This window comes from Caecibacter sp. AF58-12pH5A, assembly GCF_027681725.1.
In the GTDB taxonomy this organism is placed as follows: domain Bacteria; phylum Bacillota; class Negativicutes; order Veillonellales; family Megasphaeraceae; genus Megasphaera; species Megasphaera hominis.
This window is the reverse complement of the sequence record NZ_JAQDBC010000052.1, coordinates 294-12,307: the sequence shown is the minus strand read 5'-3', so window position 1 is coordinate 12,307 and position 12,014 is coordinate 294. Positions and strand designations below refer to the sequence as shown.

The window sequence follows — 12,014 nt, the reverse complement described above, 5'->3', positions numbered from 1 at the left end:
GTAATACCACGTTCACGTTCTTCCGGTGCTTTATCGATATCAGCATAGTCTTCGAATTTGGCATAGCCTTTTTCGGAGAGTACTTTCGTGATTGCAGCCGTCAGAGTCGTTTTGCCATGGTCAACGTGACCGATGGTGCCAATGTTAACATGCGGTTTAGTTCTTTCGTAATGTTCTTTTGCCATAATACAGTTTTCCTCCTTTTTAGGAAAAAATAACCTAACCCATAGTAAGTATACTACATTTTCTCACAAAATCCTGCAAAAACCTATAATTTTCAAGGAATTTACAAGCGGATATGCAAATAACCCCGAAAACGGGGTTATTTTGGTGTGGTGGCGGCTCGGAGATTCGAACTCTGGACACTGCGGGTATGAACCGCATGCTCTAGCCAACTGAGCTAAGCCGCCATGTGGAGCTATTGACCGGGATTGAACCGGTGACCTTATCCTTACCAAGGATACGCTCTACCGACTGAGCTACAACAGCATAAACTATTAAAGCTATGACCGTTCAACGCTTCTATTAAAAAATTTGGTAGCGGGGATAGGACTTGAACCTATGACCTTCGGGTTATGAGCCCGACGAGCTACCAACTGCTCCACCCCGCGACATTAATGGTGGTGGGAGATGGATTCGAACCATCGAAGGCGAACGCCGGCAGATTTACAGTCTGCTCCCTTTAGCCACTCGGGAATCCCACCATATTGGAGCCGACGATAGGACTTGAACCTACAACCTACTGATTACAAGTCAGTTGCTCTACCAGTTGAGCTACGTCGGCTCGTTCAACAGAACGTAGTTGATTATATATCATAACTTACCTTCTGTCAATATCTTTTCAAAACTTTTTTCAACTCATCTCTTAAGGATTAGTTATCTCAGTTCTGACGACTTGATAAGTATAGCATGACTTATCCGAAAATGCAAGACCTTTTTTTAAAAAAATTAAGGAGCCTGAAATACACTAGTTGTACTCCAGGCTCCTCTGCTGCTGCCTCTGTAGAACCGGCAGCATTCATACTATATAGGGTTAGTCCTGATCGTAATCCTGCAGAGCTGCTACGTGATGATAGCCCTGGCCCTTGCCCTTATTGGCAAAGACGCGCAATACTTCCCGTGCTGTATCGAGAGACGTCAGGCAGGGTACGGCCAATTCGACGGCCATACGGCGCAGGTTAAAGCCATCTCGTTCCGGATGCTTACCGAAGGTCAGCGTGTTGACGACGAGGTCGATTTTACCGTTGCGGATAAGCGTAGCAATATTTTGGCCGCCTTCATGGATCTTCTTGACGACATCCACAGGGAAGCCCTGTTCGGCAAAATATTTGCCTGTACCCGCTGTGGCGATGACATGATAGCCCAATTCCTGGAAGCCCCGTGCCAATTGCAGTGCTTCTTCCTTGTCACGGTCTGCCACCGTAACGAGGATCGTACCACCGGCAGGAATCTTCATCTTAGCGCCATTAACGGCTTTATAGAGTGCTTCCGAATAGGTCTTGCCAATCCCCATGACTTCACCGGTCGACTTCATTTCCGGTCCCAGGGCAATTTCGGCTAAGCCGATCTTGCTAAAGGAGAATACCGGTGCTTTAGCAGCTACATGCGGTTTTGGCGGCATGAGACCGTTCGGATAGCCCATACCGGCCAGGGTTTCGCCTAAGGCAATACGTGTAGCCAGTTCGACCATCGGTACGTGCGTTACCTTGCTAAGGAACGGTACCGTACGGCTCGAACGGGGGTTTACTTCAATGATGTACAGTTTACCGCGGGAAACGACGAACTGGATATTGACGGCGCCTTTGACCTGCAGTTCCAGTGTGATGCGCGTCGTGTAATCGACAATCTGGTCGATCAGTGCATCGTCCAGGTGCTGTGGCGGATAGACGGCAATGGAGTCACCCGAGTGTACGCCGGCCCGTTCTACCTGTTCCATAATACCTGGAATGAATACGTCTTTGCCATCAGAAATAGCATCGACTTCTACTTCACGGCCTACCATGTATTCATCGATCAGGATTGGATGATCCGGCGAAGCAATAACGGCTTCACGCAGGTACCGTTCCAATTCTTTTTCCGTATAGACGATTTCCATGGCCCGGCCACCAAGAACGTACGAAGGACGAACGATGAGCGGGAATTCCAATTCCTTAGAAACAGACATGGCTTCTTTATCGCTCGTGGCGATACGGCCATCGGGACGGGGAATATTCAATTTAGACAGGAGTTCATCAAAGCGTTCCCGGTCTTCTGCCCGGTCCATGCCGTCGACAGAGGTACCGAGGACCGTAACGCCCCGTTTTGCCAAGGGAGCCGCCAAATTGATGGCAGTCTGGCCGCCAAACTGGCAGATAACGCCAACGGGCTTTTCTTTATCTACAACGGCCATGACATCTTCTACTGTCAGCGGTTCAAAATAGAGGCTGTCCGACGTATCAAAGTCCGTGCTGACTGTTTCCGGGTTATTATTGACGATGATGCTGTTCATGCCGGCATGACGCAGTGCCCAAGCCGAGTGAACAGAGCAATAGTCGAATTCGATGCCCTGGCCGATGCGGATCGGGCCCGAGCCAAGAACGATGACACTCTTGCTGCCCAAGGGTTTTACTTCGTCTTCCGTCGCATAGCACAAGTAATAATACGGTGTAGCCGCTTCGAATTCAGCAGCACAGGTATCGACCATCTTGAAGGTCGGGCGAATATTCAGGCGTTCCCGGAACTGGCGAACCTGTTCTTCCGTCTTATTTGTAAAGCCTGCAATGACCGCATCAGGCATGCTGTAACGTTTAGCCAATTGAACGTTTTCTGCTGTCAGGTTGTTACGGCGCAGGTTTTCTTCCAGGTCGACGATGTTCTTAATCTTCTTCAAGAACCACATATCGTAGCCCGTAATGTAATGAATTTTTTCAGCACTAATGCCGAGGCGCAGGGCCTGTGTAACGACGAAAATCCGTTCATCATCCTGTTTCTGCAGAAGCTCTGCAATTTCAATGAGGGATTTCGATTCGAGCTTCTTCAGGCTCAGGTAGTTGACGCCAATTTCCAGGGAGCGGACAGCTTTGAGGAGCGCCCCTTCAAAGCAGCGGTCCAAAGACATGACTTCGCCAGTCGCCTTCATCTGTGTACCTAACGTACGGTCGGCCAGGGCGAATTTTTCAAAAGGCCAGCGCGGGAACTTCACGACGCAGTAATCAAGCGTCGGTTCAAAGCAGGCTGTTGTTTTGCCTGTAACGGCATTGGTAATCTGGTCCAGCGTCAGGCCTGTCGCTACTTTGGCAGCTACCTTTGCGATAGGATAGCCTGTCGCCTTAGAAGCCAAGGCAGACGAACGGCTGACACGGGGATTGACTTCGATGACATAGTACTGGTTGCTGTTCGGATCGAGAGCATATTGGACATTGCAGCCGCCTTCAATCTTCAAGCGCCGGATAATCGCCAAAGATGCCGTACGCAGCATTTGGTACTGCAAATCATTCAGAGTCTGGCTCGGCGCTACGACAATAGAGTCGCCCGTATGAATACCTACAGGGTCGATATTTTCCATGTTGCAGACGATAATGCAGTTATCAGCCTTATCGCGCATGACTTCGTATTCGATTTCTTTCCAGCCGGCAACGGACCGTTCGACGAGAATCTGATTGATCGGGCTGAGTTTAATGCCGCGCGTAGCAATCATGAAGAGTTCGTCATCGTCATGAGCAATACCACCGCCGGTGCCGCCTAAGGTATAAGCCGGACGGACGATGATCGGATAGCCGATCTTGTCAGCAAAATCCATGGCGGACTGGACGTCTTCAAAGATATCGCTTTCGGGAACAGGCTGATTAATATCATTCATAGCCTTCTTAAAGAGTTCCCGGTCTTCTGCTTCCTGAATAGCCGACAGATGTGTCCCCAATAACTGGACATTGTATTTTTCCAATACGCCGGCTTTTGCCAGCTCTACAGCCATATTCAGGCCGACTTGGCCGCCCAGTGTGGCCAGGAGGCCATCGGGCCGTTCTTTTTCAATAACCTCTGTTACGTAATCCAGGGAAATAGGTTCAACGTAGACACGGTCAGCAATATCTTCATCGGTCATGATCGTAGCCGGGTTGCTGTTGATCAGGACGACTTCCAGGCCTTCTTCCTTCAAAGCCCGGCAAGCCTGTGTGCCTGCGTAGTCAAATTCAGCAGCCTGGCCGATGATGATCGGGCCGGAACCAATAACAAGTACTTTTTTTATTCCTTCAGTCATTTATTTCCCCTCCATCATGCTGACAAATTGTTCAAAGAGATACAGATTGTCTGTTGGTCCCGGCGATGCTTCCGGATGGTATTGGACACAAAAGAAATTGTATTTCAGATAGGCGAAGCCTTCAAGTGTATTGTCGTGCAGGTTGACATGCGTCACAATGGCATCAGAGGGCAGCGTCGCTTCGTCAATGACATAGCCGTGGTTCTGCGATGTAATGTAAACCCGGCCGGTCTTGACATCCTTGACCGGATGGTTGGCGCCACGATGGCCAAAGGCCAGTTTGCGGCTCTTGGCGCCTACGGAAAGGCCCAGGAGCTGATGGCCCAGGCAGATACCAAAAATAGGTTTTTTACCAATGAGTTTTTTTACTTCGGCAATCACTTCCGGCAGATCCTGTGGGTCGCCAGGACCGTTGGACAAGAAAATGCCGTCCGGATTGACAGCCAGGACTTCTTCTGCCTTTGTATAGGCTGGGAATACAGTCAGGCGGCAGTCATTCTTTACGAGGCTCTTGAGAATATTGGCTTTGGCACCAAAATCCATAACGGCTACGTGGAAGCGGCCATCGCCCATTTTCCGGATAGATTTCGGCGTTACCTGCTTAACCAAAAGCGTTTCCAACGGCGTAGCCAGCAGGGCCTGCACATCGGCGTCTGCCATGTGTTCCGGTACGATGACGCCTTTCATAACCCCATGGCTGCGGATAGCCCGTGTAATAGCACGCGTATCGACGCCATAGAGGCAGGGAATACGGTGCGTCATAATAAAGGAGGCCAGTGTGCCTTCATTCTGCCAGTTACTGGGACGGTCACAAAGCTCGCTCAAAATAAAGCCGGCCGCATAGGGACGGTCTGCCTGCTGAATATCTTTCAGCGTACCATAGTTGCCAATAAGAGGATAGGTCATGGTTATGATCTGTCCGGCATAGGACGGATCTGTAAAGGTTTCCTCATAGCCTGTCATACCTGTATTAAAAACGACTTCGCCGACTGCCGGTTCATCCATCAGCAACTGGCCGTAAAATTTCTGCCCATTCTCTAAAACGAGACATCCTCTCATCGTAAGACTACACCGTCCTTCATTACAATTTCACCATTTACAATAGTCGCCGCTGCTTTGCCGCGGAAAAGCATTTCATCAAAGGCCGACGATTTTCCCTTAGAGTAAAACTGGGAAGAATCTACAGCCCATTCTTTATCAAGGTCGAGAATCGTAAGATCCGCATCCTTGCCCGGGGCGATTACACCGGCGTCGAGGCCTAAGAGACGGGCTGGTGCCGTAGACATAGCCCGGACAATCGTAGCCAGGTCGGCCGCACCGGTATGATAGAGGTGCGTCAAGATAGCGCCAACACTGGTTTCCAGGCCGACAAAACCGCTCGGCGTAAGGCTGAATTCCTGATCCTTTTCGTCCCACGTATGCGGTGCATGGTCCGTTGCAATGGCATCGATGGTACCATCAACAACACCGGCCAGAACGGCTGCGCGATGGTCTTCTGAACGGAGCGGCGGGTTGACCTTGAAGCGCGGTTCATACGAGCGCAGGGCTTCGTCGGTGAGGATCAAATGCTGTGGTGTTGCTTCAGCCGATACCTTGAGACCCTTGGCTTTCGCCTGGCGGACCATTTCTACAGCGCCCTTCGTGCTGATATGGGCAATGTGGATTGGCGTATCTGTGAGCTCCGACAGGATGATATCCCGGGCTACGGCAATATCTTCGGCTGCTGCCGGACGGCCCTTGAGGCCCAGCTCAGCAGAAACGACGCCTTCATTCATCTGTCCGCCGGCAACGAGAGATTCGTCTTCGCAGTGATCGATAATGATTTTATGGAACATATTCGCGTATTCCATGGCTTTGCGCATGAAATCGCTGCTTTCCACATAATGCCCGTCATCGGAAAAGGCGACGACGCCGGCTTTTGCCATGCCGCCCATGGCCGATAATTCTTTGCCTTCCAGGCCTTTTGAAATGGCGCCAATAACTTCTACTTTGACGACGCCTTCGTGTTCAGCCTTATATTTCATCCCTTCGACGATAATCGCTTTATCGATGACCGGATTCGTATTCGGCATGGTAGCTACGCGCGTAATGCCACCGGCAGCGGCTGCCCGCGTCCCTGTGACTACCGTTTCCTTAGCCGACTGGCCGGGCTGGCGCAGATGGACATGCATATCGATAAAGCCCGGTGCAACGACGAGACCTGCCGCATCAAATACAGTTGCGCCTTCTGCCGTCAGATTTTTCCCGACAGCCGCAATTTTTCCATCAGTAATCAAAATATCGCAAATTTCATCCTGCTGCAGTGCCGGATTTACTACTCTGCCGCCTTTAACGAGTAATGTCAACGTCATCGCCTCCCATAATCGTAAGATACAATACAGCCATACGGACAGACACGCCATTTTTTACTTGTTCCTGGATGGACGACTGGGTCCAATAGCAGGTATCCGTATCGATTTCAATCCCCCGGTTCATAGGACCGGGATGCATAATGAGCACATCCTTCTTGGCATGCTGCAACCGTTTCTGGTTGACGCCAAAGAACGTATTATATTCGCCCGGGCCGGGGAAAAAGCCTACGCCCTGGCGTTCACGCTGAATACGGAGCACATTGACTACGTCAGCGCCTTCCAGTGCTTCATCCAAATCATAGTGAACGGTAACTCCCATAGCTGCCAGTTCCGGCTGCAGAAGTGTACGCGGGCCAACGAGATGAACATCAGCACCCATTGTCTTTAGGCCATAAATATTGGAGCGAGCTACACGGCCGTGATCAATATCACCGACGATAACGACCTTTAAGCCATCGATATGGCCTTTTACTTCCTGAATGGTGAATAAATCCAAGAGGGCCTGTGTCGGGTGTTCATGCGTACCGTCCCCACCGTTAATAATAACCGGAGATACGCATTTGCTGGCAAAAAGGGGCGAGCCTTCCTGCTTATGGCGCATAACGATGGCATCGACGCCCATGGCCGTAACGGTGAGGAGCGTATCGCGGAAGCTTTCTCCTTTTTGAATAGAACTGCCGCTCGGCGTAAAGTTGATGACGTCGGCACCCAGGTATTTAGCTGCCATTTCAAAGGAGCCGCGCGTACGCGTACTTGGTTCCCAAAACATGTTGACAATGGATTTTCCTTGCAGTAAATGCAGTTTCTTATTGTCGCTGTTTACAACTTCTTTCATTTTTTTGGCAACACGCAGGACCAATTCGATTTCTTCTTTTGGTACCCCTTGCAAGCCCAACAGGTTTTTCCCCTGTATACTGACCATGGAAATCCTCCTTTGTAAAAAAAGACCTTTGCCGAAAGGCAAAGGTCATGTCATGGCATACGTAACATATGTCCCTTTTTAGCCTCTCTGGACTATATTAAAGGTACAGGCATATTTCCGAAACAGAACAGCCTCACAGGACTGCTTACTGGTTCTTCCTTACTATTTTATATAGATGTGCACGTAAAGTCAAGAATTTTTTAAAAAACATATTGTTTAATTATACTGTTTTGGGACATTAATCTTGCATTCTTCTTCTACTTCCTCTAATCCCTCTTCCAGCAGTTCTCCCGAATCGATGATGGCCTTGGCAATATAATCGGCATCCTTGCCAATAGCTTGTATGCACGCTTCAGCCAGCTCCAAATGGTCCGTCATATCTTTCGTATTGCCTTCTCTTTTGGCCTTCAGATAATCGCGCATGGCCAAGATTAACGTGCCGGCACTCATTTGCAATATTTCGCTATCCATAAGATACGTATTCTTTTTCATTTCTATATCCTGCACCCCTTATTCTCATATTTCCTGTATGGCTATCCAGCGCTTCCTGCTGACTTTCTTTATTATATCACATGCCGTCAACGATGCTTCCCTGGCCCGGGTACCTAAAACATGATACAATAAAGCCAGTTTACAAGAGGAGCGAGTATTATGCGAGAACATCACTATTTGCGCGGCTATCTCTGTGCCAGCGGCGGCGCTATCCTATGGGGACTTTCCGGTACGGCAGGCCAATACCTGCTGCACCATTATCAGGTCGATTCCTTTTGGATTTCCAGCGTACGCCTGCTTACAGCCGGACTGTTGCTCATGCTTCTAGCTACACCGTACTACAAAAAAATGATTGAAATGATGAAAAGCCGCCGCAACGCGCTTCTTCTTTTTTGTTATGCAGTCTTTGGTCTGCTCATGAGCCAGACAGCCTTTTACGCTACGATTGAGCATGCCAATGCTGCTACAGCGGCAGTCTTACAAACCTTATCAGTGGTCATGATGGCTCTCTTCGTTTGCCTGCGCAGCTGGCGTGTTCCTACGCGGGCCGAAACCATATCGATTCTCCTGGCCCTGGCCGGCGTTTTTCTCATTGTAACCAACGGTAACCTCGCGGCTATGATTTTGTCCCCTAAAGCGCTTAGCTGGGGACTTTTGGCAGCCTTAGCCAACGTCTGTTATTCTTTTATTGCCCAAGATTTGGTCTGGCACTGGGGCAGTATTACCGTCAATGCACTGGGCATGCTGGTAGGCGGCCTGATCTTCTGCCTCTTATTGCAGCCCTGGAATATCCCGGTCAACCTGGATTTTACAGGCTGGGCCTTGTTCGCCGCCGTCATCCTGATTGGCACGGTTATGACGTATATTCTCTTTCTCCGCGGTGTCGGAGACATCGGTCCGGTCAAAGCAACGTTATTAGGCACATTGGAACCGGTTACATCGGCCATTGCCGGTTCTCTTTTTTTAGGAACTGTTTTTTATCCGCTCGAACTCATGGGCTTTGCCTGTGTGCTGATTACCGTATTTATTGTAACGTTGCAAGGTCGTCAGATTGGCTGACTCGTACCTTGACTATATCGCTAAGCATATATAAACCAGCAAAAGGTATGATCCTTCAGCTACGAAAAAAATACTCTTGTCAACGCTATCACGCGGACAAGAGTATTTTAAATTTCCGATAGAAAGTCGATGTTACCAGGAAAAGAGATCATCACCAACGCCTAAGGGCAGTTCCGGGAAGCCCGTAGGTACCGGCTGGATCAGCATGAAAATCAAGACTGTAAGAACCGTAATGCCCAGTGTAACATACGAGAAGGGGCTGCGGCGGCTGAATTCGTGCAGGCCAAAGAGGCGGATACCGATGGCGGCGCCGATTGATGTAAATAAGGCACCTAAGGAAAAATACTGATATATACCATACGATACGACGAGTGCTACCAGCATGGCTGCATTAATGACAATGGGATAGCAGCGGGACAGCATAGACGGTGTATTTCGTTCCATTGCTCCGAGCCAGTCTGATGCATCAATCCCCGTAAGTCCCGTTACAAAGGAAGAGCCATACAGGATTTTATCCCAAATACCTGTGTATTGGTTTCTATTGCGGCACTGCCACATCCAATACGCATAAATCAGAATGACGATCCCGGCAAAGATGTAATAGTATTCCTTCGGCATAAACTGTACCAGAGCTACACCGATGCTGACAGCAACGGCAGCAATGGCACACATTTGTAACAGTGTGTTCCGTGAAGGACGCACCTTTTTATCCATTCCCAAATATACTTTTGCAAAGATTTCCATCAGGAAAACAGCGACGAAAAAGACGATGCCAAAGAATGGATTCAGTGCTGTAAAGGCGATCATCAGCAAAATAGGAATAGCGAGCTTGACGCCTGGGAAGAAGTAAAAATCCTTAGGCTTCATCAGGTGCTGCTGTGAATAGATCGTGAAATACGTAAATGCGTTGAAGAGCAGCATGGCTACTACTGATTCTACCGGCGTAGCACCCATATAAAGCAGTGTCAGCAGCGTACACATACTCATATTCATTCCCGTAAAACGGGAAAAAATGGAAGCCACTAAACCGGCATTAAAGAAAGGCAAAATTGCCCATAAAATATCCATTACATTCCCCTTCCCTGCTTACTTCAAATGATGGCTGCCACGTTCCGTCATCGGCACGCCTTCTTTGCAAAGAGGGCAATCTTCCGGTTTATACGTAGGAACGGTAAGATGGAGCAGAGCCTGGACGTTTTCTTTGGGAACACCAAATTCGGCCTTACCACCGCTGCGGTCTACGAGGAGACCCACACCGACAACTACGCCGCCAGCTTTTTTCACGACATCAACAACTTCCTGTACAGAACCGCCTGTCGTAACAATATCTTCTACGATGAGAACCCGTTCGCCTGGAGCAATGCGGAAACCACGGCGCAAGGTCATAACGCCTTTTTCACGTTCTGTAAAGATAGCACGCGTGCCCAGGGCCTTGCCTACTTCATGCGCTAAGAGAATACCGCCTGTCATAGGCCCCATAACGGTCTGGACATTCTGATCTTTAAAACGGGCTGCCAACTCTTTGCAAAGCTTTTCCGTGTATTCCGGGTGCTGCAACACATTGAACTTTTCTACATAAAGCGGGCTGTGTAAACCGGAGGTCAAAAGAAAATGACCTTCCAGGATAGCTTTTGTTTCTACGAGCAAACCTTTTACTTCTTCTTCAGATAACATTATGCACGTACCTCCTGAATTTCTTCTAAAATTTTATCAGCTGCCACTACAGGATCTGCAGCCTGCGTGATAGGACGACCAATAACTAAATGGGATGCACCGTCGCGCAGAGCCTGAGACGGCGTCGTAATACGTTTCTGGTCGTTTGCTGCTGCAAAGGACGGGCGGATCCCCGGTGTGACGATGAGAAAATCCGGACCATTCAACGCACGGATTTCTTTGGCTTCATGAGGCGAAGATACAGTACCATCGATGCCGGCTTCCTTAGCCAGGCGGGCCAGGTTGAGCACAGCATTGGCTATTGTATCTTTACCGCCAATTTCCTGCCAGGCTGTTTCATCCATACTAGTCAGAATCGTAACAGCTAAGAGCTTCGGCCGGGCAATATTAAGTTTAGCAGCTTCTTCCGCTACAGCATCAGCGGCAGCGCGCATCATAGCTTTACCGCCTGTACCATGCAAAGTCATCAAATCCGCACCCAAACGTGTCAAAGCCCGGATGCTCTGGGCTGCTGTATTAGGAATATCATGAACCTTGAGATCCAAAAATACATGCTTGCCCTGGTCCTTCAAATAGCGTACCGTATCCGGACCGGCACTATAAAATAACTCCATGCCGACCTTGTAAAAAGATACGCGGTCGCCCAGGGTGGTCACTAACCGCTTCATATCCTCCAGTGTATGTACATCGAGGGCAGTTATAAGACGATCATCTGCCATGGTTTACCTCCCATCATGACGTGGCTGTAATAGAATAAAGATAATATATAAAGGCATATCTAATAAATTATGACATGCTTTAGAATAGCTGTCAATAAAGGAAAGGCTCTAGTGCAGGATTTTACCGAGGTCGGCAATGGATCGCCGCCGATTACGCAAAAAGAGCACCGATTTCTCGGTGCTGGTGCGGGCACACTTGTTGTGTGATTACCTTCTAATGAACCCCTTTCGACTTATCTGCTGAACGCGCAGATAAGTCACTGTCCCCTTCCATCGCGTATCATAATCGGGGATACGCACTGGAACCGCAATGCCCACACAGGGGCATTGCGCCCCCAAGGGGGCAGCTCTGGACCGCCGCTGATTACAAAAAAAAGAGCACCGATTTCTCGGTGCTGACGGGGGCACACTTGTTGTGTGATTACATTCTAATGAACCCCTTTCGACTTATCTGCTGAACGCGCAGATAAGTCACTTCCCCCGCCGGGGGCAGCTCTGGACCGCCGCTGATTACAAAAAAAAGAGCACCGAATTATCGGTGCTCTTTTCTTTTTTGTAAT

10 protein-coding genes and 5 tRNA genes are annotated in these 12,014 nt (G+C 49.2%); 1 reads left to right on the top strand and 14 read right to left on the bottom strand.

Annotated features, from left to right (window positions below; all coding sequences use genetic code 11):
• The 11 genes from PGX44_RS13215 to PGX44_RS13165 form a co-directional block, all read right to left on the bottom strand.
• Positions 1–185: GTP-binding protein (locus tag PGX44_RS13215; RefSeq protein WP_498854094.1), on the bottom strand; the 185-nt coding region annotated here is incomplete at its 3' end.
• Positions 186–333: 148 nt separating this feature from the next.
• A tRNA-Met gene (locus PGX44_RS13210) sits at positions 334–410 on the bottom strand.
• A gap of 3 nt (positions 411–413) precedes the next feature.
• A tRNA-Thr gene (locus tag PGX44_RS13205) sits at positions 414–489 on the bottom strand.
• A gap of 46 nt (positions 490–535) precedes the next feature.
• A tRNA-Met gene (locus PGX44_RS13200) sits at positions 536–611 on the bottom strand.
• A gap of 7 nt (positions 612–618) precedes the next feature.
• A tRNA-Tyr gene (locus PGX44_RS13195) sits at positions 619–704 on the bottom strand.
• Between the two features lie 4 nt (positions 705–708).
• Positions 709–784, bottom strand: a tRNA-Thr gene (locus PGX44_RS13190).
• A 249-nt stretch (positions 785–1,033) separates the two neighbouring features.
• Positions 1,034–4,237, bottom strand: coding sequence for a carbamoyl-phosphate synthase large subunit (carB, locus tag PGX44_RS13185; protein ID WP_498855731.1), 3,204 nt, complete (start codon positions 4,235–4,237; stop codon positions 1,034–1,036).
• Positions 4,238–5,296 (bottom strand): carbamoyl phosphate synthase small subunit, encoded by a 1,059-nt coding sequence (locus PGX44_RS13180; protein ID WP_498855730.1) that lies wholly within the window; start codon positions 5,294–5,296, stop codon positions 4,238–4,240.
• A complete protein-coding gene (locus PGX44_RS13175; protein ID WP_498855729.1) occupies positions 5,293–6,582 on the bottom strand; it encodes a dihydroorotase in 1,290 nt (429 codons plus the stop codon). Before PGX44_RS13175 ends, PGX44_RS13180 begins: the two co-directional genes overlap by 4 nt.
• Complete coding sequence (locus PGX44_RS13170; RefSeq protein WP_186504212.1) at positions 6,566–7,510, bottom strand: aspartate carbamoyltransferase catalytic subunit; 945 nt, start codon at positions 7,508–7,510, stop codon at positions 6,566–6,568. The genes PGX44_RS13175 and PGX44_RS13170 overlap by 17 nt, the downstream gene beginning before the upstream one ends.
• A gap of 216 nt (positions 7,511–7,726) precedes the next feature.
• On the bottom strand, positions 7,727–8,002 hold the full coding sequence (locus PGX44_RS13165; RefSeq protein ID WP_498855728.1) for a hypothetical protein: 276 nt from the start codon (positions 8,000–8,002) through the stop codon (positions 7,727–7,729).
• A 159-nt stretch (positions 8,003–8,161) separates the two neighbouring features.
• Between PGX44_RS13165 and PGX44_RS13160 the strand changes: the two genes are divergently transcribed.
• Positions 8,162–9,061 carry a DMT family transporter gene (locus tag PGX44_RS13160; protein ID WP_498855727.1) on the top strand — a complete coding sequence of 300 codons (900 nt, stop codon included), beginning with the start codon at positions 8,162–8,164 and terminating at the stop codon, positions 9,059–9,061.
• A gap of 132 nt (positions 9,062–9,193) precedes the next feature.
• On the opposite strand, the gene PGX44_RS13155 is transcribed toward PGX44_RS13160, so the two are convergent.
• The 3 genes from PGX44_RS13155 to pyrF are packed head-to-tail and all read right to left on the bottom strand — an operon-like array spanning position 9,194 to position 11,454.
• Positions 9,194–10,129 carry a hypothetical protein gene (locus PGX44_RS13155; RefSeq protein WP_498855726.1) on the bottom strand — a complete coding sequence of 312 codons (936 nt, stop codon included), beginning with the start codon at positions 10,127–10,129 and terminating at the stop codon, positions 9,194–9,196.
• 18 nt (positions 10,130–10,147) lie between these two features.
• Positions 10,148–10,735 carry an orotate phosphoribosyltransferase gene (gene pyrE / locus PGX44_RS13150; RefSeq protein WP_186504220.1) on the bottom strand — a complete coding sequence of 196 codons (588 nt, stop codon included), beginning with the start codon at positions 10,733–10,735 and terminating at the stop codon, positions 10,148–10,150.
• Positions 10,735–11,454: an orotidine-5'-phosphate decarboxylase gene (gene pyrF, locus PGX44_RS13145; RefSeq protein ID WP_498855725.1), complete on the bottom strand. Its 720-nt coding sequence runs from the start codon at positions 11,452–11,454 to the stop codon at positions 10,735–10,737. The genes pyrE and pyrF overlap by 1 nt, the downstream gene beginning before the upstream one ends.
• Between the last annotated feature and the right edge of the window lie 560 nt (positions 11,455–12,014).

What these genes read in the sequence shown, in the direction of transcription:
- carB (WP_498855731.1), bottom strand. Translation starts at nt 4,237, where the DNA reads ATGACTGAAGGAATAAAAAAAGTACTTGTTATTGGTTCCGGCCCGATC.
- PGX44_RS13165 (WP_498855728.1), bottom strand. Translation starts at nt 8,002, where the DNA reads ATGAAAAAGAATACGTATCTTATGGATAGCGAAATATTGCAAATGAGT.
- PGX44_RS13180 (WP_498855730.1), bottom strand. Translation starts at nt 5,296, where the DNA reads ATGAGAGGATGTCTCGTTTTAGAGAATGGGCAGAAATTTTACGGCCAG.
- PGX44_RS13155 (WP_498855726.1), bottom strand. Translation starts at nt 10,129, where the DNA reads ATGGATATTTTATGGGCAATTTTGCCTTTCTTTAATGCCGGTTTAGTG.
- PGX44_RS13160 (WP_498855727.1), top strand. Translation starts at nt 8,162, where the DNA reads ATGCGAGAACATCACTATTTGCGCGGCTATCTCTGTGCCAGCGGCGGC.
- PGX44_RS13170 (WP_186504212.1), bottom strand. Translation starts at nt 7,510, where the DNA reads ATGGTCAGTATACAGGGGAAAAACCTGTTGGGCTTGCAAGGGGTACCA.
- pyrF (WP_498855725.1), bottom strand. Translation starts at nt 11,454, where the DNA reads ATGGCAGATGATCGTCTTATAACTGCCCTCGATGTACATACACTGGAG.
- pyrE (WP_186504220.1), bottom strand. Translation starts at nt 10,735, where the DNA reads ATGTTATCTGAAGAAGAAGTAAAAGGTTTGCTCGTAGAAACAAAAGCT.